Raw genomic sequence first — 25271 nt, 5'->3', positions numbered from 1 at the left:
GAATTTGCCGCCAGGACGGCAAGGAGAGATGCAATCCGGCTGGAAATTTTATTTGTTCATTAATGGCGTCCAGGCCCCTCTTTACGGCGAAGCCGAAGAGACGGTGGCCCTCGATGCGTCGGGGCCTGGTGAGTAGTCGGCATCAGATATCCGATACATCACCAATAGCTTTCCGGGCTGATTTATTTTGTAAATTTACTTCGATCATATGGAATTTGAGACGCAATATATCAGCCCCGATATTAAGCTATCGCTTTTTAGCGGGAAGTGTTTTAAAACAGAAGTGATGTTTGAGCATCACATCCTGGTTTGGTTTATTTCGGGCGAAACAAAAATTATACAGGCCGAGGCCAGTTATATTTTTAACGCAGGCGATATATTTTTGATTCCGCGCAATCAGCTGGCAACGGTTATTAATTACCCAAAGGATGGCCAACCGCATAAGGCCGTGGCTATGCACCTCACGACAGAGAAACTTAAGGAGTTTTATTCCAGACATAAAGCCGTTGGCAAGGTACAACCACTGCAAAAGGTATACAGGTTTACCAGGCACCCTTTACTTGAAAGTTGCCTTGCATCGTTAATCCCTTATTTCGATCTTGGCGAAAGCCTGCCTGCCGACCTGGCCCATATAAAAATTGAAGAAGCCATCAGTATCCTCCGGGCAATTGATAAAAGTGTGGATGGCTTGCTGGCCAACTTTGCCGAGCCCGGCAAAATAAATCTTGCCGACTTTATGGAACATCATTATATGTTTAATATGACCTTAGATAGGTTTGGCTATTTAACCGGCCGCAGCCTGGCCACATTCAGGCGCGATTTTAAAAAAGTGTATAATACCACACCCCAAAAATGGCTGACAGAAAAACGGTTAAAACTGGCCCACTACCAAATTGCCGAAAATAAGCGCAAACCCAACGATGTGTATCTTGAAGCCGGTTTCGAGAACCTGTCGCATTTTTCATATGCATTCAAAAACCTGTTTGGCTATCCGCCCAATGGTTTGCTTCAAAAATAGATTGCAAAAACGGGAGCCCCGGATGTTTCAACCCTGGGGCTCCCGTTTTCATGATAGCGGCCAACTAACTAAACCCGGGCCACTTCACCTGTTTTACCGGCTTTTCATTTCGCACACCTGGCGGGTAATTACTTGGGCACGCATCAGCCGATGATTTATTAGTGTTGATATATTAAGGTAATTGGAATTGGTTACTTACCATTATAGGCCTGCTGCAGGGTTGCTACCTGAACTTTCTTCATCGTCATAAAAGTTTCCGTAACCCGCGCAATTTGTTCAGGGCTACCGTTTTTGAGCGCATCGAACATAACGGTAGAGGCCACCTGCCACGATACGCCGTATTTATCTTTTAACCAGCCGCATTGCCCGGCTTCGCCATCAGCGGAAAGCGCCGACCAATAGTAATCAATCTCTTCCTGGGTTTCGCAGGGGATTAATAATGATACGGCATCGTTGAAATTGAAACCATGCGAATGGGCGCTATCCATAGCGGCCAGCCAGGTTTTATCAATATAATAATCGGCAAACAACAGCGTGCCTGCTTTATCCGGCCCCATATCTTCCGGGCGTAATGCCGTGGTGCCGCGTTTGCTATCTTTGAACACTGCGCAATAAAAGTCGATTGCTTCATTGGCTTTACCTGCAACCGGTGGGGTAAACAACAGCGAAGGGACTATTACGGGCCTTTCTTCACCGGTGGGGTTGGTCAGGATCAGTTGCCAGGATACTCCATATTTATCTTCAACCCAGCCATAACGTTTGCTAAAAGGGTAACTATCCAATGGCATCATTATTTTGCCGTTTTCGATAAGTTTATTCCATATGTCGTCGATATGCTTGTCGGCATCCGGGTTGCGCGAGGGATCAAAATTAACCATAAATGAAATGGACGGATTGATACCAAGTTTGTGCCCGGTACTAATGCCAAAGAACGACTGGCCTGCAATAGTAAATTCTACTACTTCACATTCGCCACCAGGCATCGGGAAGTGATTGGCATAATTGACGGCCGAATCGGGCATGAACGATGCGTAAAATTCAGCCGCTTGCTTTGCATCCTGGTCGAACCAGAGGTGTGGTTTGATGGGTAACATAGGTAAATGGTTTTGGTGTTGATATAATTTAAAATTTTAAGCACTAATTGTTTTAATGGTAGCTACTTAACTATCTCAAAATTAAATGATTTTTTGCTGCACGGGCATAGGCATCCGGGACAATTTACGGGGTGTATTGCGACAGGATTTAACGCGCTATTGTCCTGTTATACTACATCAGATCCGGTATTTTTCATTCAGGCTATATAACGACCAGTAAGCAAGGGGCAAAAAAAACGGCACATTACCCCAATCGGCACAATGGTGTTGTGAACCTGGAATGGATTATTGCTTTTAGTTTTTTATGATTTTTTCTTTTACCAGTTTTTGATCGCCAAACAGTATTCCTAAAAACAGTATTGCACCTAAAATAACAATCCATTTAAATTTAAAGGCAACTGCAAAAAGCTGGTTGCTCGCGTTGGTATTAACAAATGCCAGCAATTCATAAAATGCCGCGAAACCGGTTGCCAATACAACTAAAGACACCAAATAAAATCGAATGTCTTTTTTCCGGTTGATTTGTGCCTGTAAACGTGCTTTAACTTTTGAAGCAAAATTATAGGGTAAGCCCTCTTTGGGTTCTTCTTTAAGTTTTTCAAACAGCAGCTGGTACTGCCCCAGGTTTGTTTGCTCATCTGCCGATAGCGAATGGCCGGGTAAATTTAGGTCGCCTTCCAGCAATCGCTGTATTTCTTCGTCATTTAGCTCTTTCATAATGGCTCATTTTTGGTGTCTTTTTCTATTTTTTCCTTCAACAGTTTTCGAGCCCTGAACAAATTGCTCTTTATAGTACCTTCGGGCGTACCGGTAATCTGCTCAATCTCCTGTACCGAAAATTCATTCAAGTGGTACAATGTTAGTACTGTTCGGTAGGCCAGCGGCATTTGTGCTATCAGTTGGTTAATATATTCGGAAATGTTTTTTTTTGTTAAAACCTGCTCAGGGTTTTCATTGGTAAAGTAATAGTTGTCTAAATTTTCCGGGTAATCGTTCTGCCGTTCCTTTTTATATTTTTTTGTATAATCGATGGCAGTTAAATAAGCAATACGGGCTATCCAGGTAGAAAGCTTCGACTCAAATTTAAATTTGGGCAGGCTATGGTGTACCTTAATAAAAACTTCCTGGCAAATATCCTCCTTATCCTGCAAATCCTGTACAATGCGGTTAGTTACAAAGAATACCAGTTTTTCATATTCTTTTACCAATAGCTCAAAGGCGCGGAAATCTCCCTTAATTATCCTGGATATAATTTCCCTTTCATTTAACATATTACAGTAGTCAGCCGGTAGCGCAAAACGGTTGCAAAAAATAATAAAAAATAATTGCAACCGATTATCTTATTTTGCTGACTACTGTATCAAATCATTTAAAATAACAACATCATGAAACAGTTACTTCCTTTTATCATCCTCATAGTGTTTTTCATCATATTAGCCGTTTTGATTATTGCCCTGTTTAATCACAGGCTCAAGAACAGGATACTGGATGCCGGTCCGCTGAATGAAAGCTCGGTTAAATTTTTAGCACAGCTCTCGGGCTTTGGTACCGAATCATTAAAGTGGGGCATCATCCTGTTTTTTGCCGGTATAGGTTTGGTAACAATGCAATACATTCCTTACAGTGCCGAAGATTCGCCCCTGCCATACGGCGTCGAAACAATCTTTATTGCCGCCGGTTTCCTGACCTATTATTTAGCCATTCAACGAAAAAAAGGCAGGCAGCAATAGGCCCGGCTAACACATCCAATTAATTTTTTACATCCTTTAAAAGCGCTTTACAGCACTTAATGGATAACTACATCCCATATTTTCTACCATTAAAATTTTTATCACAATGAAAACTAAACTTAATTCCATCTGCATAGTATTAATTATCAGTGTATTATTAATGCTCAATAAAGCTACGCTGGCGCAATCGGCACCAGGAGCATATCGCTTATCCGGTAAAATAATTGATTCTGTTAGTCATGAACCGTTGTCATTCATCACCGTTAGGTTAAAAGACGAAAAGGGAGAGCCGGTGCGGGCTATGGTGACAAAAGATAGCGGCCTGTTTGTTTTTTCGGCATTACAAAAAATGCGTTATCATATAACCATTGTGGCTGTAGGCTATCGGCAAAAAGCTGTTGCTGTTGATCTGGCTGATAACACCAGCCTGGGCAACATTTACCTTGCAGCACAAGTTACCTCGTTAAAAGAGGTGGCAATTACTGCCGACAGGCCCATCATTAATCAAAAGGCCGATAGGGTTGTTTATGACCTGAAAGCTGACCCGGAAAGCAAAGGAAGCAGCGTTTTAGGCATGATGCATAAAATTCCCTTTATCTCGTTAGATGGCAGCGACAATATTTTGCTAAAAGGAAATTCCAGTTATAAGGTGCTCATTAATGGCAAACCTTCGACCATGGTGAATGGTAACCTGACTGCCATACTCAGAAGCATGCCCGCTTCTACCATCCGGAAAATTGAAGTGATCACCATACCTCCGGCTAAATACGATGCCGAAGGCCTGGCTGGTATTATTAATATCATCACCGATAAAAAAGTGAACGATGGCTATAACGGAACACTGAATGTAAATGAAAGCGGGCCAACCGGCGGGCCGGGAGTTGGCGGTTCATTTACCGCTAAAATGGGCAAATTTGGTGTTTCGGCATTTGGCGGGGCAAGTATATATAATTCTCCGCAAACCAGTTTTTCCAACAACAGGACAAGTTCAGGTGAATCTGCCGGAAATTTGCAACAGGAGGGTTTTGGTAAATCAAATAATAAAAATGCCTATTTCGGCACACAGTTAAGTTATGAAATCGACTCGCTTAAACTCATCTCCGGTCAGTTCAATATCAATGGGAACCGTTCAAACGGCAGCAGCAGCCTTTCTTCTGCTTTAAATGGGGCCAATATACAACCGCAACATTATGACCTTACAAATAATAATACAGGCACATCTTATGGTATTGATGCAGCGCTTAATTACCAGTTGGGCTTTAAAGCTGTAAAGAACCGCTTGCTGACATTTTCTTATCAATATAGTACAAACCCCAGCGATCAGAATACAGAAATCAGCTTTTTAAACCAGGTTAACCAGGCAGCGCCAAATTATAAACAATATAATCACGAAAAATTCAGGGAGCAAACCGTTCAGGTAGATTTTGTGACACCGGTAAAAATGGTAAATATGGAAGCCGGAGTAAAGGCTATATTCAGAAACAATGCAAGTGATTTCAGGTACAACTCATTAAACCCTGCCAGCGGCGAGTTTGAATTGAACCCATCGCTATCAGACTTGTATACCAATACTCAAAATGTGTACAGCGCATACAACTCTTACCAGGTTTCATTAAAAAGCTGGAACATTAGTGCCGGGGTACGGCTTGAGCAAACTGTGATACGGGCCGATTTCACTTCATCCGGGTCTGTTGCTGATCAAAATTACCTTAATGTTGTTCCGTCATTTGCAGTAAGCAAGAATTTCAAGAACGAGAGTAGTGTCAATTTCGGTTTTTCCCAACGGATAAGAAGGCCGGGAATAAACAGGCTGAACCCATATATCGATAACTCTAACCCTAATATCGAATCAACCGGTAATCCAAACCTTCGTCCGGTGGTGTTAAATGATGTGCAGGCGGGTTATAGCAACAACAAAAAGTTATCAGTAAATATCGGGCTTGATTATTCGTTCATGAACAACCTCGATCTTAAAGTTACTCATTTTAACAATGCAACACAGGTAACCAGCACCACTTATGCCAATGTGGGCAAGGCCCAAAGCCTGGGTGCTAACTTTAACATGGGTTACCCTGTAAGTAAATGGTATAACGTGAATTTAAATGGCAACCTGATGTACCTATGGTTATCTGGCCCAAATGATGGGGTTATTGTCCATAACAACCGTTACATCTATTTCCTTGCTTTATCTAATGCCTTCCAGGTTAGTAACGGCTGGCGCATTAATGCAGATGTGAATGTAATAAGCCGCAACCCCAACGGCCTGCAGGGAACATCAAACGGGATGGTGAGTACAGCATTTGGAGTGAACAAAGAACTGATTAAAAACAAGCTGGGTTTTGCTGCAGGGATCAAAAACCCATTCACCAAATACCGCAACAATCAAAATCAAACCTTTGGGGCAGCCTTTTCACAATACAGCACCAACCGAGACTATTTCCGGTCCTTTAACATTAGCCTGAACTATAATTTTGGAGGTTTAAGGGATGGTATCAAAAAGAGCAAAAACGAGATCAGGAATGATGATCTGTCGAATTAAAAAGGAGTGGTCACAAAAGCACGTTCGCCTTTGCAGATAGCTGCTCCATGGTTGATGTGTTTAAGGTTATAGCTTACAGGAAATGACGAAAGTCAGTTTTAATAATGACGTGTTTCACATCCCCGCGCTTAGGTAAATGCTAAGTTTGTAGTACCCGATGGATGGAATTTATTCCTGTTTCGGTAGATATGCATGAAGCGTCTTTCGGAGATGACAATTGCACATTATGGAACCGGGAGGCCCGGTTCCATTTTTTACGGGCTGCTTACCGGTTGTTATTTGCGATGGCCGAAGATGTAAACTTATAGTCAAAATGAAACTGGTTAATTACCGTATTCCTCTTTTATTTTTAATTGGTGCGTGCTCGTCAAAAAAAGATCATACCAGGGCAGTTATAAAAGATATTACTGTGTCGCTGTACGCTTCTGCAAATGTTAAAGCAAAAGATCAATACACTGTGTTATCAACCGTGCCCGGTATTATAAAACAAATTAATATAGGCCCCGGCGACCTGGTAAAAACAGGAGATATACTTTTTGTACTGGAAAGCCGGGAAGCCGAGCTAAACGCGGCCAATGCCCGCCAGGCTTTAGATTTTACAACATCAAACAGCCGGGTCAACTCCGAACGGGTTCAGGAAGCGATGTACCAGGTGCAAACAGCTAAAGAAAAATACCAGCTCGATTCGGCCAATTATTATCGTCAAAAGAATTTATGGGAGCAAAACATAGGCACCCGGTTAGATTTTGATCAGCGCCACCTTGCATTTACCACATCGAAAATAAATTACAATGAGGCCGTTGCAAGTTTAGCGCAATTGAAAAAGCAACTGGAAAACGATTTACAGCTATCTAAAATAAATTATAGTATCTCAAAAAAGCGGCAAACCGACTATTTAGTTAAGAGTGACATTGACGGAAAAGTATTTGATGCAATTAAAAATAAAGGCGGGCTGATTACCACACAAACGCCGCTATGCATTTTAGGGAAACCCGATCATTTTTACCTGGAGATGGATGTTGACGAAAAAGATATCACAAAGGTTAAACTCCACCAGCAGGTTGAAATTACGATGGATAGTTACAAGGGACAAACATTCCTGGGGGAGGTTAGTAAAGTTTACCCCATAATGGACGAGCGGTCGCGCACATTTAAGGTGGAAGCCGTGTTTTTGAACCCTCCTGCAAAGCTTTATCCTAATTTAACGGCCGAGGTTAATATAGTAGTTAGCGTTAATAAAAAAGCCATTCTTATTCCCAGGAGCTACCTGGATAAAAACAATTGTGTATGGCTAAAAGGCGATGTTAAAAAAAAGGTAACAACGGGTGTGCAAGACGAGGCAAACGTGCAGATATTGTATGGCCTGGATACGCTGGAAACCATTTATAAACCCGATTAAATGAAAACAGCGTTGCTCTTAAATATCGCCCTTGCCTTATTAATGGCGCGCCTGAAACAATCAATTGTGGCGGCGGCCGGCGTTACCTTTGGTATTGCCATGTTTATAGCCCTTATTAGTTTCATGACCGGCTTAAACAAAATGTTAGATAGCCTGATTATTAACCGCACCCCTCATATCAGGCTATATAATGCTATTGCCCCTTCAAAAACGCAACCCATTAACCGTGCAGCCGAGTTTACCGGTTTCCGGAATTTTATCCTGTCGGTAAAGCCTAAGGACGAGGGAAAACAGATATATAATGCCAACAGTATCATTAAAACCATCCGGGCAGATGAGCGTGTAGTTGACGTGGCCCCTAAAACAAGTACCACAGTATTTTTTAACAGCGGTACTATTCAGCTATCGGGTGTAATTGATGGGGTTGATGTTGATCTTGAACAAAAGCTGTTTAACTTAAATGACAACATTATTGAGGGCACTATATCCAATTTGAATACTGTGAGTAACAGTATAATAATTGGCAAGGGACTTGCAGATAAGCTAATTGTTAAAATAGGCGATGTAATACAGGTTACCACGCCCGACGGAGACCGGGCCATGCTGAAAATTGTGGGGATTGTGCAATTCGGGATAGCCGAAGTGGATGATGTGCAAAGCTTTACATCGATACAAACGGCGCAAAAACTACAGGGTAAGCCGGCAAATTACATAACCGATATACAAGTTAAACTAAAAGATATTGCCCTTGCACCGGCAGTTGCCAGGGAATATGCCCGTTTATTTGATGTAAGCGCAACCGATGTGCAAACGGCCAATGCACAGTTTGAAACCGGCACTACTGTACGAAACACCATTGCCTATAGTGTAAGTGTTACCTTACTTATTGTTGCCGGCTTCGGGATATACAACATATTGAATATGCTCATCTATGAAAAAATGGACGCCATAGCGATATTAAAGGCCACCGGCTTTTCGGGCAGCGATGTTAAAGCTATATTTATTCAACTGTCCATGGTGTTGGGGGTAGTTGGCGGCATCATCGGGTTAATATTAGGCTATTGTTTGTCGGTTATTATCAGTCATATTCCGTTCGAAACTTCGGCATTGCCAACTATTAAAACTTACCCGGTAAATTTTGGCCTTATCTATTATTTAATTGGTATAAGCTTCGCGCTGGTTACCACTTATTTTGCCGGCCTGTTTCCGGCCCGTAAGGCTGCAAAGATTGACCCGGTTGCTATAATAAGGGGGAAATAATGGATACACCGGTTTTACAGGCAATTAATATTAATAAGTATTTTTTAGATCCGGTACGCTTTCGCGTACTTACGGATATCAACTTCAGCATCAACCGGGGTAGCTTTGTTTCAATTACGGGCAAATCTGGTTGTGGTAAATCAACCCTGCTTTATGTCTTATCTACTATGGATACTGATTATGAAGGCGAATTGCTGTTGGATAATGAAACTCTCGGTAAAAAAAACAATGCCGAGCTGGCCATTGTCCGCAATCAAAAGATAGGGTTTGTATTTCAGTTTCATTACCTCATCCAGGAGTTTAATGTGCTCAAAAACGTGATGCTGCCAGCCATGAAACTGGGTAAATACGCCAACGAAGTAATAGAAGAAAAGGCAATGCAGCATTTAAAAACCCTGGGAATATATGACCAGGCGCTCAAAAATGCCAGCCAGCTTAGCGGCGGGCAAAAGCAGCGTGTAGCAATTGCGCGCGCGCTAATCAACGACCCGCTAATTATTATGGGCGATGAACCTACCGGAAACCTGGATAAAAAGAACAGCGATGTTGTTTTTGAAATTTTAAAAGACATTTGTCTGCAAAACAAGCAAACAATCCTGGTAGTAACCCACGACCCGGATTTTGCAAAACGCGCCGACCGGACCATCAGGATGGAAGACGGGAAAATTATATCAGAACTTTAGCCACCAAATAAATATTTAACGCTCGCGGTTTTTTCGCAGGTATACGGTATATTCCTGGATGTTTTTTGAAGTGTACAGCCTGACAAAAAGCCTCAAATCAGAAGATTTGAGGCTTTTATTTCGATGTAGACGGGAGAGGACCAATCTAAAGCTTTTTTGAGGGTTTGGCAATGATTCAAGATTACGTTGCAAATACTCCCGGGTAGTCTGCCAGTGCTTAATCTACCAAACTACAGATCTCTGTAACAGTGGACCTTCGGGTAGAGATAAAAGGCTTGCCCTGGAACATCTGGTATCCTGTTGTAAAATGTTGTATCTCTCTTTTAAGAACTATTCCACTGGCATTATCAATGGTATAAGTTCCTGTTGAATGCGTGTTTAATTTATCATCGTTAGTTGTTTTAATAAATGCAAGTACAGTAACCGCTTTGTTATTGCTTTGCAGCCAATATTCGCCAACTGTTTTGCCCCGTATATCTGATACCGTATCTCCCCATCTCTTACTGGGCTCAAGGTCTTTCAATTTAGCGATGTCGACTATTAAAGGAAATTTTTTTCCTACCGTAAGTTCCTCGCGTTCTAAACCTGCAAAACTCATGATTGAATCAACAACAGATACCGGCGCGCTCTTTTGTATGCCTGCTACGTTGCCTTGCCCGTCAAGTATATAAATGTCTTCAGCGCCAACAACCGCACGAAGCGCCGCGGATAGCTGGCCCGATGTGTCTGCCGGTTTGTTTGAACTAAAGTAAAAATGATCTTTACCCGAGTTTATAGTATCGGTTATTTGAGTGGTTACCACTTTAGCCTTAAGTGAGTTACCGTATGATGCTTCAAAATTGTATGTTTTTGTCACAGCAGACGACGAACTTATGTTAACGCTGGCTGTACCGTTTTGCAGTGTGCTTTCTGATTTTACAATAGTTTGCTTAAGATAAGTTTTGCCGGCAACCGGTTTAGGCGCCTCGTTGTTTTGCTGGGCATATACATTGAAACCTGTAAAAAGAAATAATGCTACCGCTATTTCTTTCCTGCCAATTGTATTAAAAATATTCATTGTCTGTTACTGTTTGATGATTTGTATATTATTTTTATTACTTGGTCCTGCTTGTATCAAGTGGTGCGTTGACGGCACATCCGCAGCTATACGGTTTGTACCTGTACCTTATAATGTACCTCGTTTTTACCTTGGCCGACGCCGGTTTTACAATCTTAGGCTTAATTGCAAGCGTATGTTTTATGCTGGCTTTTAATGGCTTTTTATGCTTATGTACAGCCGGTTTTACTTTTGGCTTTTTCTTTGGCACCAACGGCGGGCAACAACAACAGCACTGCCTGTCGGCCAGCGCTTTTTTAAGTTTTGCTATATATTCTTCGTCAGCATCGCTAACCCTTTTATTATTACCGGGATCTTTTTTAAACGAGGTAATTAAATAGGGCGGTGGTGGTGCAAATGATCCTCCTTCGGGCAGGGGCGGCATAATTTCCATCACCGTTTTTACCAGAAAATTGGGCGGCAAAATGGAGGGTATATCCGATATTTTTTCCGGTAGCAATTGCGGCGCGGGTACGTTCCAATCAGAGTGGCTGGGGACAGGGACTTTCCAATCGGAATTATTATTGACTTGTGAGTATGCCAACTTAGCGCCTGTTGTCAAAAACAATATAGGTAATATGTAATTAAGTTTTTTCATGTTTTAAGTACTTTTTTATAGGTTATGGTTATTAACACGTTGGTATACGTTATTTTGACACAAGCCTGCTTACCGATAAAGGATAGCCCATCATAAATATCATGCTTACCCTATCGCCCGAGTACGAAGTGACTAAGTTAGAGGCTCCTATGCTGAATGAAAGCGGGTTTTTAAATGGACGGAAACCGGCCGACAGCCCAAGGTTAGTACCGTACCACTCGGCATTTAGATTTACGCGATAAATAATTTCGTAAGAAATACCTGCGAATACCGATGTGCCGTGTAAGCCTTTATCATTTAAAACATCGGCCGGGCTTTTATCGCGGAAGCGGCCCGTGCCAAAACCAATAGTATATGATAATGCAGATGCCCCAGGCGTTTTTGAAGGTAGCCCTTGCACAGCATGGCTGAACGCCGCATAAAAAGTTGATGACGGCGAATCGGACTCGCGTTTGTTGGCAAAAAGCTGCAAGCCGCCTACCGAGATGCTGCTACCACCGGGCAGCAGCCTGCTTATGCTAAAATTGCCCGAGAAATCTTGAAATTTATGAACATCAGTCATATTGAGGCCTAAGGCGATGTTTACATACTTTATCGGGTCGCCAAAGCTAAGGCCGCCAAAAGCTATCAGATCAGCTTTATTATTTCGGTACTGTTCCGGATAAACGCCGCCCAGGCCGCCATAAATATAAGTGCCGTTACCGCCAAATCCGGTAGGAGACATCAGGCTTGTTGGTGCACCGTTATTATAAAGTGTTTTTTTGCGCACTACTGCCCCCTGGTTATGAAACAATGAGTCGAATTTCGCAGACATCGATCCTTCAAATGAGGTTTGAGCCAGGAGGGCGTTAGGTTTAACGCAGCAAAGGATCATGATAAAGATACCTGTCCTGGCTATAAAATTACAACCGTTTAATAAATTGGAGTTTGGGTAACAGCCAGATGGAGCTTTTTTTTGTCCAAATTGTAAGATCTTAAAATAGGGTGTTTTTCGGGTCATTGTCATAGGGTTTATGCGTGGTGTTGATTGATATTAATTAGCGCATTTTGCAACGCCGCCGAGCATCCTGACATCTTGCCAAATAGCCCTTCTACAAAAGCCACGCTGTTTTATCCAACGCGGCAAAATTTTTAGAACTAACTAATCTGTAACAATTGTCGTCTGCATTATTAAACAGGCGTTTATGTTTATTCAAAAATAGCCTTGCAGCCAAATGGTAACCATAACATCTTTGGGGTATTTTATGGAGCTAACCGCGCTATTAACAATTAAGAAGGTTTCCTATTGGGGGGGGGTAATAAAGGAGCTTTATTAAGCTACAAATTGCATTTTATTCCTATAAGTAGTAAAATAGAGATAATTTTCTTAAATTAGACGTTGATGCCTAAGTCAGCGAAGTGCACCTCACTTAGTCGCGTCGGGCCCTAAAAAATTTTCATCGGGTTAATTAAGAGACTTCTACTCTAATCATGAAAACATTATTTCGCGTACTTGTAGGCGCGGTTTTGCTTGCTTGCCGGCTTGGTTGTGCTCAAGCGCAATCGCTTTTTAACGCCCAGAAGCTGAATATGCCTAAGCCATTTAACAGAGCGCTTTTTACCAATATTGCGCGAGACGAACGAGGCTTTGTTTATTTTACTACCAATCATGGTATCTGGCGTTTTGATGGCACCGATGTGCAACCTTTTAGCTTGCCCAACATAACGCTTCCCCCTAACTTGCTGATAAAGTTGTTATTTTGTTACCAAAACTTTATTTTTCTAAGGTATAATAACGACCCCGATCTAATTTACTGCTATGATTATACTAAACTCAAACTTTATAAAATTAGAGTAAAGGACTTTAACTGTTTTATAATAAACAATTTTAACCATAAGCTGAATTTGCTTTCAAAAAACGGGCAAATATTCGTTTTCAATAAAGCAGGTTTCTTGCAAAAAGGCCTTAATCTACAACATTTAAGAGGGTGGAATAATGGATCAGGTATAGAGCAATACCTTATTGACGAAAAAGGTAAACTATTTTTTTTTGTTAGAAATAATGTTGCGACCGCAGAACCCAATTTGATAAGAACCGGAAAGGGCGATTCAGTGCTGGTCAACGGATCGTATAAATACCGGATGCTTTATGATAAAAGTGGTCAGTTTGTTGGATTACCCTTTTCCACCACCAAATATCTTGTCGCCCGATATCCGCTTGGTTTTATAATTTATGATAAGCGATCGCTTAACAAACTGTATGAATATCAGGGCAGTAATTATATTTGTTGCTTTAAGGCAAAGGACAGTATAGTAGTGATATGCCGCCAGCCCGATAAAAAAATGCTTGCATCGCCTTTTTTTAGGCTATACTGGGGCATAAACCAGTTTTCTGATCTGAAGGCGGTTGAAGAATGTACCACGGCTGATGAGTATTTAGGCCTCACACCCGATAATTTGTTTTTGATTACGCCCGGAAATCCCCGATTGAGTGATACGGTTGCCAGCAATAAGGCGATGCGTTTTTTTAAAGACAAGAGTATTAGGGGTATTTATAATGACAGTTTAAGGTTTTATATTGGCACGTATAATGGGGGCACCTACCTTTTTGGTAAAAACAGCTATAAGGCGCTGCCTTTTACTACGTATGCAATACAGCCAATTAACAAAAGGCATGTAATGCTTGGTACCGAGGGGGGATCTGGTTTTGTTGTGCTTGATACCTATACAGATATGTATGAATTACTGCCCAATCCAAATCGGGCAAGCATGGTTATTAATAAATTAATAAAATATCAAGACGGTTTTTTGGGTGCTGTCAGAAACTCTTTATACCTCGCAAAAAAAAACGAACTTAATCAATGGAGCTACACGTGTTGGTTTACTGATAAAAGGCTGGGTATCATAAAAGATGTTGCCTTTATTAATAATCACCTTTGGCTGGCAGGCGAAGGTGGATTATTCAGGATGGACAAGGCCGGGCTTACTAAAATAAAAATCAGCAATGCAGACTATATGCCGGTATATACCATCCTGCCATATAAGAACACTATATTGCTGGGCACCTTAGGTAAGGGGATTATTAAAATTGATGCGGGTGGAAAGGTAATAGATAACATTGGTTTTGAAAAAGGCCTGGCAGGCGATTTTGTTTATTCTTTGCTCGAAGTTGATGGATTGCTTTTTGCCGGTACTAACGAGGGAGCAAGCGTATTTAATATCGCCAACATGCAGGCTCTTCCATATCCGGATAACGACGAGTTTGAAGAAAATTATACTCAGGAATTTAACCATTCGGCAATATATTATGACCCAAAAGGGCGCCAGGTGGTTATGGGCGGTTTACATGGTTTGGCCTTTTTTAGTATCGATTATTATAAATCATTACTTTCCAATAACGCCGACAAACTGATATTGTCCTATTTAAAAAAGAGCACAAATGGCGTAGCCCTGCCCCAGGTTGATTTATTTGCCAATGCGGCTAACATAATTAATGTAAAGCCCGGCGAAAACACGGTTTCCCTTAAATTTGCAGGGCCCGCCAAGCAAAAGGATATTTTGTTCAGGATAAGGGAAATTTCAGATACCTGGCGTACAAACAAACTTTCAGACGAGATAAATTTATATTCACTTCCACCAGGTACTTATACGTTTCAAGCCCGGTTTCCTACCAATACTAAACCAAAGCAGTGGCTAACAAAAACAATTGTGGTATGGCCATCTTTCTACCAGTCATGGCCGTTTAAGGTCATGATAGTATTAATTGTATTGCTGTTGATTTATCAGGCTTGGGTATCGCGGATAAAAAAACTAAAAAGGGAGATGGAACTGCGTACTTCTATAGCCAGCGACCTGCATGACGAAATTGGCAGTAACCTTACCCGTATATCGCTGAGCAGTGAATTAATGCATATAAAACAATCTACTGATAGTGAGATTATTCGGAACATTTCAAACGATAGTAAAGATGCAATAGCATCTATTTCGGATATTATTTGGTCGGTCGATGCGCGCAATGATAACCAGGAAGATTTGCTATCGCGCATGAAGGAGCATGTGCATTTTATGCTGGGCGATTTCCCTGAAATTAGCTTTGAGGTGAGCGGATTTGAAAAGACCGGCAATTTAACGCAACTTGTAAGGCAAAACGTATACCTCATTTTCAAGGAAGCCATAAACAATATCGTCCGGCATAACAACGCTACTCCGGTTTGGATCACATTAAATAACCAGGCGTGGGGCATGACTATCATTATTAAAAACACAGTTAATGCTAAACCTGGCAGTTATCACACAGGGCAGGGTTTAAAAAACATGCAAATGCGGGCAAAGCGCATAAAGGCAAGTTTGGTAATTACACCTGCTGATGATTTTTTTACCGTTATGCTTAAAACACGGCGGTGATAAAATTATACCCCAAATATGTTATATGATAAAACTGTGTTTTTTGCAAAATTTGTTTGATGATCAAGGTTTCAATAATTGAGGACGATGTGCTTATACTCAACAGCCTGGTGCAGTATATGCAAATGCAGGATGATTTGGAACTGCTTGATAGCTTTACATCCGTGAGGAGTTTTATGTCTTCTTTAACAGCCGCGCCCGATGTGCTGTTGCTTGATATTGAACTGCCAGAAATAAACGGGTTGGATGGGGCATTCCTGATTAAACAAAAGTTTCCAAATGTTAACATTTTGATGCTTACTGTTTATGAAGATAAGGACAGAATATTTAAAGCACTGCAAGCAGGCGCCACCGGGTACCTTTTAAAAAGCATGCCTTTATTCAAGATCAAAGAATCTATAATGGAGGCCAGCAACGGCGGTGTACCCATGAGCCCGATCATTGCAAAAAAAGTCATAGCATATTTTTCAAGCAACAAGCAAACCGATAATAACCAGAGCCATGAAGGTTTGACCGCTCGTGAAGTGCAAATTGCTAACTTGTTAATAAAAGGCGATACCTACAAGCAGATAGCCTATCAACTTTTCATCTCGCCTGATACTGTACGGCAGCACATAAAAAATATTTACCGCAAATTGCAGATAAACTGCCGGGTACAATTAATTAACGAGTTAAGCAAAAAAGGGTATAGTCAGTAATAATACTTGCCGCATGTTTTTACAGAAGCGGCGGCATAGTTTTAATTGTGATGGAAGTTGTCATAGCTGGCAGCTTCCTTTTTTTACAAGCCAGGTTCTGTGGGTGGGCAATAAATGCGCTATTTATTCTGCCACTTTTAGGTCGCCCTTTTTAATTTGTTCCTGTTCAGCCTCCGAAAATACTACACGGCCGCCAAAATCCATAACCCAGTACCCATTTACCATGGCAAGGCCAATTTCTTTAAATTTAGGGTTCATCAGGTTTTTACAATGGCCCTCGCTTTTAAACCAGTCCTCAAAAACCTCAGGTAAACTTTCCTGTCCTTCGGCAATATTTTCGCCGGCCACAAATGATTTGAAGCCCTGGTAATTATAGCCTGCCTTAATAATACGGGCGGTTGCATTGCGTCCATCTTTACTTATATGGCTGAAATAATTAAGTTTGGCCATATCGGCGGCATGAAGGTAGGCCGCTTTAAAAAGGCTGTCATTCCAGCTGAGGGGTTCGGCAGGTCCCATTTCAACAATTCCACATTTGCAGCCAACAGCTCGCTTTTTGTTGGCAATTGCGAGGGCTAACTTCATGTAGTTTTCCTGTATAATTGCAGTTGCCACATTATTCAAGCTGTCATTTGCAAGCAAACTGATTGCGACTGAATTTTTATTTGCGCGGGGCGACCTATTTTGCGAAGCGCCGGCGCTCTTCAAAATAGTAGTGCCGGATAAAATTTCGCCAACTCTATAATTCTTAGTATTTGAATTTTGGGGGTTAAAAAAAAAGATCGGCCAATAAAAAGTACTAACTAACAACAATAAAGCAGCTACTATATAAATATACCATAGCCTGCCCCGAAGCTTTGCCACATTTATACCCATGATAGATGCTGTGGCGGCAGGCTTAATAGTTTTTGCTACTTCACAAATATTTCTTAACGGAGTGATACTAAACGACAACATGCTGTATAGAATGCGTTAAATTGCTGAAATACAAATGTATACAATAATAAGATAATTTGGTCATACAGGACTCCTGCAATATAATCGTTTTTAATTTTTGTAGCACAAGTGCTTGTTAAAACTAAGATTTTCCAGTGGCGGTGTACTTAGGTTCTATGAGATCGTTTGGACGACATATGGAAGGACGTGGTTAAACTGACTGTTAGGTAATTTGAGAAATTGATAATGACGTCTGCAGCATTCACAGAGGCACGGTTTTAATAGAAGATTTTCCCTTTTGTGCCCTACCGGATCCCTCAAAAAAAAACTTGTCAAATAAAAAAGCCTCAAATTTTTCAACTTGAGGCTTTCATTTTCAATGTAGCGGGAGCAGGACTCGAACCTACGACCTTCGGGTTATGAGCCCGACGAGCTACCAACTGCTCCATCCCGCACTGTTTTGATGGGCTGCAAAGGTATGATAACTTTTGATATTGAGCGCCAAATTCAACAATAATATCCCCGGATATTTGTATTCGGTTCGTTTTAAGGTTGTTAATTATTGGGGAAAAGCCGCGGTGGATGCTTAGATGCGGCAATAGCCTCAAGCCTAACGCGAAGCAGTTTCGGGGTAAGCTTCGGCCTGGTTATTATCAGAAAATACGCGGATGGTACGCATATAACGCCCCATATAATAATCATTCATGGTTGTCAGGGTTACACCATTTGCCTCGCCCGATGTGGAGTGGATAAACTGGATTGGTTCGCCGGGCATAGATACAATAATGCCGATATGGCCGGCCCTGCGGGTATGTTTTTTGGTGCCGGTAAATAATATCAGGTCGCCAAATTTGGCGTCTTTTAAATCAACCCCACCCTGTACATCGGTGAAGTCGACCGAACTCCTGGGGATAGAAATACCAAAATGATTAAATACGTAGTTAACAAAGCCCGAGCAATCAAAACCTTTTTCGGGATTGGTTGATCCAAACCTGTAACGGATGCCTTGCAGCGATTTTGCAAAAGTTATCAATTCCTCGGGGCTGGCGCACCCTGTTGAAATGGCTGTATCAATAACAGGCCTGGTATATGTAGTAAAATGCTTATGCCTTTTTGCCGATTTGGTTGTTTTATGATTTTTGCGGACCGCCCGGCGTGTAGCATGCGCAGAGCCATTGGCCGAAATAAGGAAAAATAAGAGGGTAAGGGTTCCCAGATAAAATCGCATCCGTAATGATAGGAAAAAAAAATGTTTTTATCTTTTTTTTGTATTTTTTTTGAAAGTTAGGGAAACTGGAGAGTCTTTGATCGGCTAAATAAATTACAGTTACCTGTTTTATCAAATATTTGAATTGCCGGTTGGATGTGGCGTACTCATTTTCATGCTGATTATATCGGCGGCGAACTATCTTATTATAATAAGCAACTTTTAAACTATCCCTACGTAAAAAACGGGATGAAAAAGCTGGTGGTGGCTATTTGGTTGATTTTTTTATTTGGCGCGGCCGTAGCTCTATTCTGGTACAATGAATTTGTTTATCAGTTGCCAACCCCGGTCCCCAAAAACTATACGCCGGTTTACCAGGGTCAGTTTATTAGCTTGGGAGGGCAACTAAAAAAAGAAAATAAGCAACCTGTTTTTCTGCATTTTTTTAACCCCGATTGCGCCTGTTCAAGGTTTAATATAACTGTTTTTAAGTCGTTGGTAAAACAATATGGCAGCCAGGTAAAGTTTGCAGTAGTGGTATTAAATAATAGCTATTATACGGCCAGGCAAATTCAGGATAAACTGGGTTTAAATATCCCCGTAACATTTGATCAATCTATCGCCAGGGCATGTGGCGTTTATTCTACTCCGCAGGTAGCGTTGCTAAATTCCCGGCATGAATTGTATTACCGGGGCAATTATAACCGCAGCAGGTATTGTACTAATGAAAAAACAAACTACGCAGCAATAGCTATAAAAGGAATATTAGGGATGCAACCTAAGCTTGCTTTTAACCAACTTGCGCTCCGGGCATACGGTTGCCGGCTTCCTGATTGTAATAAATGATTATTTAAGTATGCACAACCAACTTTCATTACCTGGCCAGCCCGATGCACTCCTTTTGGATGTAAAAGAACGGTCGGATAAAATAATGAATTATTTTTTGGTCGCCTATTTCCTGGTGGGGCTTTTTTTAGCGGGTTTTTACGGTACCTGGCTCATTGGCATCGGAGTTGGAAGTATTTGCCTGGTTGCCTACTATTCTACAAAAGCACTGCTGCCGGGGTCAACCTTGTACCAATATGTTTTAAGTGCTGTGTTTGGTTTGTTTATGGCGCAGTTTATTTACCAGATGCACGGTATGTTTGAAATGCATTTTTTTGCTTTCGTTGGCTGCGCCGCAATGATCACCTATCAAAACTGGAAACTTCAAATTCCTATAATTGTGGTGGTTATTATTCACCACGGGCTATTCAGTTATCTCCAGGATGCCGGCCTGCCCGATATTTATTTTACTCAACTTAGCTATTTTGATCTGCTCACATTTGGGATGCACATATTTCTGACTGCGGTTATCTCTTTTATTTGTGCGTTATGGGCATTTCAGCTCAAAAAGTATAGCGAATTGCAGGTGGCCCAGAGCATAAAAATGACCGAAATGCAAAAGGAGGTACAGTTTACACTTGAGCGAAGGCAGCTATCTGAAGAAAAAAACAGGATTTTGGAAAGTATAGGCGATGCGTTTTTTGCTGTAAACAATGATTGGACTGTTACCTACTGGAACAATACGGCAGAAAAGGTGCTGAAAACGTCAAGGAATACCATTTTAGGAAAAAATTTATGGGATGTATTTGCAGGGTCGGTAAATTCCGAATCATATAAGATGTATCATGAGGCAATGGCTCTTAAACAATATGTGCACTTTGAAGACTATTTTACCCCATTAGAAAAATGGTACGACATTACCGCATACCCCACTGAGGATGGTTTATCCGTATTTTTTAAAGACATTACCGAACGTAAAATAGCAAACTTGTTATTACTTGAATCGGAAAAAAGATACAGTGATTTATTTGATTTAAGCCCCTTGCCCAAATGGGTGGTAGATATTGAAACCTTGCGATTTTTGGACGTAAACGCCGCGGCCATAAAAAAATATGGCTACAGCCGGGAGGAATTTTTCTTGATGACGATAAGGGATATCAGGCCGCCGGAGGATATCGCAAAGGTGGAGCAACTCATAAATGGGCCTATGAACTCAGATGGGTTAACAAAAAGAGGAACATTTACCCATAAAAAAAAGGATGGCGAGCTTATCCAGGTTGATATTCAAAGTAATGGTATGAATTACCGGGGTAAAAAAGCCAAACTAATTATAGCCCACGATATTACCGACCAGTTGAAACACATTACTGAAATTGAAAAGCAAAACAAAAAACTCAAAGAGATATCATGGATCCAGTCGCACATTATCAGGGCGCCGCTTGTGCGGATAATGGGGCTAATCCCGATTATAAAAAACCTTGCGCCGGATGATCCGGAAAGAGAAAAGATATTGGAATATTTAGACTTGTCGGCAAATGAACTGGACGACGTGATTAAAAATGTAACCCAAAAAATAAGTAGTTAATTGCGAAGAGGAGCAAATATTGCTACTGACCAAACCCCGGCAAAAACAAATAAACAGCAAAGTTAACCACAGGCCGTCCCGAAAGAGACAGGCCTTTTTTATTTATGGGATATTGCAGAGGCAGCTTTTTTATTACCGGTAGTTAGTAGTAACCCGAAAGGTAACTATTGGCTTATATATTTAATCGTTAGAAAAATAATTGCCAATCTTTGCTTTTTAGAAAAATATAAATTAATTTACGCTTAACTAAAAATTAAGATTGTAATTGTATACAATTAAACGAATAATATAATTACCCGATAAGTTATATTATTTGAAATGCTGGCCAGCCGATTGAGTTTTTAGGAAAACCTTACGAACATTAACTTAACACACCAACACACATGAAAAACAAGGTATTATTAACAATTGGCCTTTGTGCCGTTATTGCTGCGTCTGTTTTATTTTCTTGTACTAAAAATAACAGCCAGCCGGCAAAGCAAACAACAGCGGTTTCGGCAGATGTATTAAAAAAAATAGGTGACCTTGGCTTTAGTACCGATGAAGTAAGAAAGCAGGGGGATAATTACCTGGTAGAAGGCGATATCCTTTTAACCGAGGCTAATTTATCAGAAGTAAGTACAAGCCCCAATTTGCGCATTGCCGAAAATGAGCAGTACCGCACCACCAACCTGGTTAAAAGCCTCCCACGCACAATTACCGTGTCGGTTTCAAACCTGCCAACGGTTTATGCTACAGCAACAAGCGCCGCTGTGGCGCGCTATAATGCCTTAAACCTTACCATCAAATTCCAGATTGTAAGCAGCGGAGGTAATATACAGGTAATTGGTTTTAACCAGGGGCCAAGTGGCGGGTATATTACCCTGGGTTCGTCCGGCTTCCCAACATCGGCAGGTGACCCTTACAATCAAATTCAAATGAATACCAATGCGCAGGCATACGGTACCAACCCCGATGTAAATTACTTAACTTCGGTTTTGCAGCATGAAATAGGCCATTGCATAGGTTTCCGTCATACCGATTACATGAACCGCGCGTTTAGCTGCGGAGGAAGCCGTTCAAACGAAGGCAGTGCCGGTATTGGCGCCATTAACATTCCTGGTACGCCAACCAAGGCCGATGCAGGTTCATGGATGCTGGCCTGCTCGTCAGGTACCGACCGTACTTTTAATTCAAATGATGTAATAGCTTTAAATTATTTATACTAAAACATTTTATCAGGTAATCGGGTACTGTCTTATTCGCAATAAGGGAGGGCTTTGCCCTCTCTTATTGTTATTTAACTTAAAGCATGGCTAAAAAGTTACTGCCTATTATTTTTTTTATTGTTTGTTTTAAATATTCCTGGTCGCAGCAAACCGTGGGCGACAAATTTATTAAAGACCTTTATTCGGCAGCAACTAAACCAGCATTAGCCGACTCTGTTAATTTTTATATCGTTAAGATCAATAAACGGCCATTTACGCCTTCTGCGAATGGACGCGTTATAAAAAGACTTTCATACAATTATTATATTGTAGCATCAAACAACCCCATCCCGCAGAATGCCGATTTTGAAATAATAGCGCCTGCAAATTCCCTGTGGAAGGCATCAGATAACCTTGCTCTGGCCAGCCAAAAGCATCCCAAAAGCAGCAGCAAGATTGCTGTTAACATTACACTGAGCAATATAACGGCCATCAAGGAGGTAGAAAAGTATGGCAGGATAACCGGCACATATGGCAATAGCGTAACAACCAGTATCCCCATTAACAAGCTAAACGAATTATTACAGCAGCCCTATGTTGTTTTTGCAGATAATACCCGCAAGGCGCACGCCGAACTGGCAATCAGCGACATTGACCTGGGCGCAAATACCATTAGCACAATACAAAGCATTTACCCCGGTATTAACGGCCAAGGCATTAATGTAAGTGTTAAAGAAGATAAATATGATAATGACCTTGATCTGCTCGGTCGTACTTTTGCATCTTTCCCGTCATCGGCCATAACTTCCGGGCATGCTACTACCATGGCCACGCTTATTGGCGGTAATGGCAATTCATTCATAAAAGGGCTTGGCGCTGCACCTGCGGTGCGTTTTACCTCTGCCGATTTCATCAACCTGTTTCCCGATAGTACAGCTGTTTTTAAAGCCTTTGATATTGGTTTGCAAAATCACTCGTATGGCACGGGAATTGAAAATTATTACGGTGCCGAGTCTGTTGCATATGATGAGCAGGTATGGGCAAATGACAGCATTGTACACGTGTTTTCGTCGGGCAATGTTGGGCTCAACGCGCCGGCTACGGGCGTTTATAATGGTTTAACAGGCGTAGCCAATTTATCGGGCGATTTTAAACAGGCTAAAAATGTACTGGTAATTGGTGGTACCGGGCGCACAAACCTTCCCGAAGATTTAAGCTCTGGCGGGCCGGCCTATGATGGCCGTGTAAAGCCCGAGCTGGTAGCCGATGGCGAAGACGGAACATCCGGCGCAGCGGCGCTTGCGTCGGGAACTGTAGCCCTGCTGCAGCAAGCTTATAAACTAAAGCACGGGAGCTTACCTCCGGCTGCTTTAATTAAAGCGATACTGATTAACTCGGCCGATGATATAGGCAATACTTATGTCGATTTTAAAACCGGCTACGGCAAACTAAACGCTCTGGAAGCCATGCGTACCCTACAGGATAACCGGTTTAACAGCGGCACAGTTGGTAATGCGGCCCAAAGCGATTTTTCGGTAGATGTACCCACGGGCACAAAAGAATTAAAAGTATCCATAGCCTGGACAGATCCTGCCGCCACGCTAAATGCACCCACCGCGCTGGTTAACGACCTGGATCTGTCAGTTTCCGGCCCCGATGGAAAAATTATTTTGCCCTGGACGTTAAGCAGCTTCCCCTCGCTCGATTCGCTACATAAGCCGGCGCAAAGGCAGATAGATACCATAAATAATACCGAGCAGGTTGCTATTGCAAACCCCGCAGCTGGTATTTACACTATACAAGTAAAAGGTCGCAAAGTGCCGTTGGGTCCGCAAAAGTTTTATATGGCTTACCAGGCCATCCAGGCAAATAAATTCGAGTGGATTTATCCGGTTGCTGCAAGCCAGCTTTTTGCTGCCGGCGATAATTACCTGCGCTGGCAAAGCTCCTTTGATACGGCAACGGGCAGGCTAAGCATCAGCTATGATCACGGAGTTACCTGGAATGCTGTTAATAACGTAACACTGAAAAATAATTATTATAACTGGCAGGCCCCGGATGTATTCAGTACGGCCATGCTTAAAATGGATATCGGTAACAACTCGTTTTTAAGTGCCGAATTCAACATCTCGGCCCCTGTAGCGCTAAGTGTTGGTTATAACTGTGCACAAGGTACGTTGTTGCATTGGTCGCCGCAGCAGGGCAGCACAGGTTACGTGGTTTACACTATAAAAGATGATGTTTTGCAAAAGCTACGTACCGTAACAGATACAACGGTTATTATCCCCGCAGGGCAACAAACCTCCAGGTATTTTGCTGTAAGCGCAACCGGCAATGGTTTTGAAGGGTTAAAAAGCTACACCATTGATGTTACCACGCAAGGCGTTGGCTGCTATGTGAAAACATTACTGGCAAACGTTACAGGCAATAAAGTTTTGTTAGATCTTTTCCTGGGCAGCACCGTAAACCTAAAATCCATTACCTGGGAAAAAATGACCGGCCCGGCTTCCTTTACATCAATCGGCACCTCGCCGGTAGTGGCAAACCAGCTCGGTTACCAGTTTACAGATGCCGCGCCCAAACAGGTACAATATTACCGGGCCAAACTAACCACCACCGATAACCAGCTTATTTATACCGATACCGTAAAAGCCGTTGTGCTGCAAAACAAACAATTTGCCGTTTACCCAAACCCGGTTGACAAACAATTCACCGTTTTAAGCGGCGACATCAATAATTACGATTTCAAATTATACGATGCCGGCGGCAAACTCAGCATAACCCAAACGCTTAATAACCTGCAAAATACCGTACCTGTAAACCTTAACCCAGGCATTTACATGTATGTAATTTCTTTAGCCGGGCATGTGGTGTATAACGGTAAGCTGATAAAACTGTAGGTGTTTAGTGTTGATGCCGGTAAAGATCATAAACAATTAAATAACAAACAATTAACCTGAAATTGGTATTAAAGCAATGTTTGAAGCTGTTATTTGAGAGCAGGTTAAGAAGCTAAATAAGCCTGCCGGGGTA

20 protein-coding genes and 1 tRNA gene are annotated in these 25271 nt (G+C 41.8%); 12 read left to right on the top strand and 9 right to left on the bottom strand.

Annotated features, from left to right (window positions below; translation table 11 throughout):
• The first annotated feature begins 208 nt into the window (after positions 1 to 208).
• Entirely contained in the window at positions 209 to 1018 is an 810-nt protein-coding gene (locus FSB76_RS12305; protein ID WP_147053864.1) for a helix-turn-helix domain-containing protein, read from the top strand.
• A gap of 191 nt (positions 1019 to 1209) precedes the next feature.
• On the opposite strand, the gene FSB76_RS12300 is transcribed toward FSB76_RS12305, so the two are convergent.
• From FSB76_RS12300 to FSB76_RS12290, 3 genes are all read right to left on the bottom strand, one after another.
• Positions 1210 to 2112, bottom strand: a complete 903-nt coding sequence (locus tag FSB76_RS12300) for a VOC family protein (protein ID WP_147053863.1) — start codon at positions 2110 to 2112, stop codon at positions 1210 to 1212.
• A gap of 294 nt (positions 2113 to 2406) precedes the next feature.
• Positions 2407 to 2829: a hypothetical protein gene (locus FSB76_RS12295; protein ID WP_147053862.1), complete on the bottom strand. Its 423-nt coding sequence runs from the start codon at positions 2827 to 2829 to the stop codon at positions 2407 to 2409.
• Positions 2826 to 3383 (bottom strand): RNA polymerase sigma factor, encoded by a 558-nt coding sequence (locus tag FSB76_RS12290; RefSeq protein WP_147053861.1) that lies wholly within the window; start codon positions 3381 to 3383, stop codon positions 2826 to 2828. Before FSB76_RS12290 ends, FSB76_RS12295 begins: the two co-directional genes overlap by 4 nt.
• Positions 3384 to 3497: 114 nt before the next feature.
• Here FSB76_RS12290 and FSB76_RS12285 point away from each other — a divergent pair, with 114 nt between their 5' ends.
• The 5 genes from FSB76_RS12285 to FSB76_RS12265 all read left to right on the top strand — a co-directional run bounded on the left by FSB76_RS12285 (position 3498) and on the right by FSB76_RS12265 (position 9723).
• Positions 3498 to 3842, top strand: coding sequence for a hypothetical protein (locus FSB76_RS12285; protein ID WP_147053860.1), 345 nt, complete (start codon positions 3498 to 3500; stop codon positions 3840 to 3842).
• Positions 3843 to 3948: 106 nt separating this feature from the next.
• The gene (locus tag FSB76_RS12280) at positions 3949 to 6381 is read left to right on the top strand and encodes an outer membrane beta-barrel family protein (protein ID WP_147053859.1); all 2433 of its coding nucleotides are present in this window, start codon (positions 3949 to 3951) and stop codon (positions 6379 to 6381) included.
• Between the two features lie 313 nt (positions 6382 to 6694).
• A complete protein-coding gene (locus tag FSB76_RS12275; RefSeq protein ID WP_158642890.1) occupies positions 6695 to 7780 on the top strand; it encodes an efflux RND transporter periplasmic adaptor subunit in 1086 nt (361 codons plus the stop codon).
• The gene (locus FSB76_RS12270) at positions 7781 to 9040 is read left to right on the top strand and encodes an ABC transporter permease (protein ID WP_147053857.1); all 1260 of its coding nucleotides are present in this window, start codon (positions 7781 to 7783) and stop codon (positions 9038 to 9040) included.
• Positions 9040 to 9723, top strand: a complete 684-nt coding sequence (locus tag FSB76_RS12265; protein ID WP_147053856.1) for an ABC transporter ATP-binding protein — start codon at positions 9040 to 9042, stop codon at positions 9721 to 9723. The genes FSB76_RS12270 and FSB76_RS12265 overlap by 1 nt, the downstream gene beginning before the upstream one ends.
• Before the next feature lie 217 nt (positions 9724 to 9940).
• Here the strand turns inward: FSB76_RS12265 and FSB76_RS12260 are convergent, their stop codons facing one another.
• The 3 genes from FSB76_RS12260 to FSB76_RS12250 are packed head-to-tail and all read right to left on the bottom strand — an operon-like array spanning position 9941 to position 12417.
• On the bottom strand, positions 9941 to 10780 hold the full coding sequence (locus FSB76_RS12260) for a hypothetical protein (protein ID WP_147053855.1): 840 nt from the start codon (positions 10778 to 10780) through the stop codon (positions 9941 to 9943).
• A 37-nt stretch (positions 10781 to 10817) separates the two neighbouring features.
• Positions 10818 to 11417 carry a hypothetical protein gene (locus tag FSB76_RS12255; protein WP_147053854.1) on the bottom strand — a complete coding sequence of 200 codons (600 nt, stop codon included), beginning with the start codon at positions 11415 to 11417 and terminating at the stop codon, positions 10818 to 10820.
• 49 nt (positions 11418 to 11466) lie between these two features.
• Complete coding sequence (locus FSB76_RS12250) at positions 11467 to 12417, bottom strand: hypothetical protein (protein ID WP_147053853.1); 951 nt, start codon at positions 12415 to 12417, stop codon at positions 11467 to 11469.
• Positions 12418 to 12887: 470 nt separating this feature from the next.
• On the opposite strand from FSB76_RS12250, the gene FSB76_RS12245 reads away from it, so the two are divergent.
• Entirely contained in the window at positions 12888 to 15800 is a 2913-nt protein-coding gene (locus FSB76_RS12245; protein WP_147053852.1) for a sensor histidine kinase, read from the top strand.
• A gap of 59 nt (positions 15801 to 15859) precedes the next feature.
• A complete protein-coding gene (locus FSB76_RS12240) occupies positions 15860 to 16498 on the top strand; it encodes a response regulator (RefSeq protein ID WP_147053851.1) in 639 nt (212 codons plus the stop codon).
• Positions 16499 to 16621: 123 nt separating this feature from the next.
• Here the strand turns inward: FSB76_RS12240 and FSB76_RS32115 are convergent, their stop codons facing one another.
• The 3 genes from FSB76_RS32115 to FSB76_RS12225 form a co-directional block, all read right to left on the bottom strand.
• Positions 16622 to 17083, bottom strand: coding sequence for a CAP domain-containing protein (locus FSB76_RS32115; RefSeq protein ID WP_158642889.1), 462 nt, complete (start codon positions 17081 to 17083; stop codon positions 16622 to 16624).
• A 733-nt stretch (positions 17084 to 17816) separates the two neighbouring features.
• Positions 17817 to 17889, bottom strand: a tRNA-Met gene (locus FSB76_RS12230).
• 155 nt (positions 17890 to 18044) lie between these two features.
• Complete coding sequence (locus FSB76_RS12225) at positions 18045 to 18662, bottom strand: C40 family peptidase (protein ID WP_147053849.1); 618 nt, start codon at positions 18660 to 18662, stop codon at positions 18045 to 18047.
• 135 nt (positions 18663 to 18797) lie between these two features.
• Here FSB76_RS12225 and FSB76_RS12220 point away from each other — a divergent pair, with 135 nt between their 5' ends.
• The 4 genes from FSB76_RS12220 to FSB76_RS12205 all read left to right on the top strand — a co-directional run bounded on the left by FSB76_RS12220 (position 18798) and on the right by FSB76_RS12205 (position 25138).
• On the top strand, positions 18798 to 19487 hold the full coding sequence (locus tag FSB76_RS12220) for a DUF6436 domain-containing protein (RefSeq protein ID WP_225976490.1): 690 nt from the start codon (positions 18798 to 18800) through the stop codon (positions 19485 to 19487).
• A 10-nt stretch (positions 19488 to 19497) separates the two neighbouring features.
• On the top strand, positions 19498 to 21051 hold the full coding sequence (locus tag FSB76_RS12215) for a PAS domain-containing protein (protein ID WP_147053848.1): 1554 nt from the start codon (positions 19498 to 19500) through the stop codon (positions 21049 to 21051).
• Between the two features lie 383 nt (positions 21052 to 21434).
• Positions 21435 to 22259: a M57 family metalloprotease gene (locus tag FSB76_RS12210; RefSeq protein WP_147053847.1), complete on the top strand. Its 825-nt coding sequence runs from the start codon at positions 21435 to 21437 to the stop codon at positions 22257 to 22259.
• Between the two features lie 83 nt (positions 22260 to 22342).
• Entirely contained in the window at positions 22343 to 25138 is a 2796-nt protein-coding gene (locus tag FSB76_RS12205) for a S8 family peptidase (protein ID WP_147053846.1), read from the top strand.
• Positions 25139 to 25271 lie beyond the last annotated feature (133 nt).

Origin of the sequence: Mucilaginibacter ginsenosidivorax, assembly GCF_007971525.1 — a bacterium.
GTDB classification, from domain to species: domain Bacteria; phylum Bacteroidota; class Bacteroidia; order Sphingobacteriales; family Sphingobacteriaceae; genus Mucilaginibacter; species Mucilaginibacter ginsenosidivorax.
This window is presented reverse-complemented; position numbering and strand designations above follow the sequence as displayed.

Bases quoted from the DNA above. Each gene is read 5' to 3' on its own strand.
- FSB76_RS12250 (WP_147053853.1), bottom strand. From the start codon at position 12,417: ATGACCCGAAAAACACCCTATTTTAAGATCTTACAATTTGGACAAAAA.
- FSB76_RS12245 (WP_147053852.1), top strand. From the start codon at position 12,888: ATGAAAACATTATTTCGCGTACTTGTAGGCGCGGTTTTGCTTGCTTGC.
- FSB76_RS12285 (WP_147053860.1), top strand. From the start codon at position 3,498: ATGAAACAGTTACTTCCTTTTATCATCCTCATAGTGTTTTTCATCATA.
- FSB76_RS12270 (WP_147053857.1), top strand. From the start codon at position 7,781: ATGAAAACAGCGTTGCTCTTAAATATCGCCCTTGCCTTATTAATGGCG.
- FSB76_RS12275 (WP_158642890.1), top strand. From the start codon at position 6,695: ATGAAACTGGTTAATTACCGTATTCCTCTTTTATTTTTAATTGGTGCG.
- FSB76_RS12305 (WP_147053864.1), top strand. From the start codon at position 209: ATGGAATTTGAGACGCAATATATCAGCCCCGATATTAAGCTATCGCTT.
- FSB76_RS12295 (WP_147053862.1), bottom strand. From the start codon at position 2,829: ATGAAAGAGCTAAATGACGAAGAAATACAGCGATTGCTGGAAGGCGAC.
- FSB76_RS12225 (WP_147053849.1), bottom strand. From the start codon at position 18,662: ATGCGATTTTATCTGGGAACCCTTACCCTCTTATTTTTCCTTATTTCG.
- FSB76_RS12265 (WP_147053856.1), top strand. From the start codon at position 9,040: ATGGATACACCGGTTTTACAGGCAATTAATATTAATAAGTATTTTTTA.
- FSB76_RS12240 (WP_147053851.1), top strand. From the start codon at position 15,860: ATGATCAAGGTTTCAATAATTGAGGACGATGTGCTTATACTCAACAGC.
- FSB76_RS12280 (WP_147053859.1), top strand. From the start codon at position 3,949: ATGAAAACTAAACTTAATTCCATCTGCATAGTATTAATTATCAGTGTA.
- FSB76_RS12215 (WP_147053848.1), top strand. From the start codon at position 19,498: ATGCACAACCAACTTTCATTACCTGGCCAGCCCGATGCACTCCTTTTG.
- FSB76_RS12260 (WP_147053855.1), bottom strand. From the start codon at position 10,780: ATGAATATTTTTAATACAATTGGCAGGAAAGAAATAGCGGTAGCATTA.
- FSB76_RS12210 (WP_147053847.1), top strand. From the start codon at position 21,435: ATGAAAAACAAGGTATTATTAACAATTGGCCTTTGTGCCGTTATTGCT.
- FSB76_RS12255 (WP_147053854.1), bottom strand. From the start codon at position 11,417: ATGAAAAAACTTAATTACATATTACCTATATTGTTTTTGACAACAGGC.
- FSB76_RS12300 (WP_147053863.1), bottom strand. From the start codon at position 2,112: ATGTTACCCATCAAACCACACCTCTGGTTCGACCAGGATGCAAAGCAA.
- FSB76_RS32115 (WP_158642889.1), bottom strand. From the start codon at position 17,083: ATGAAGTTAGCCCTCGCAATTGCCAACAAAAAGCGAGCTGTTGGCTGC.
- FSB76_RS12205 (WP_147053846.1), top strand. From the start codon at position 22,343: ATGGCTAAAAAGTTACTGCCTATTATTTTTTTTATTGTTTGTTTTAAA.
- FSB76_RS12220 (WP_225976490.1), top strand. From the start codon at position 18,798: ATGTGGCGTACTCATTTTCATGCTGATTATATCGGCGGCGAACTATCT.
- FSB76_RS12290 (WP_147053861.1), bottom strand. From the start codon at position 3,383: ATGTTAAATGAAAGGGAAATTATATCCAGGATAATTAAGGGAGATTTC.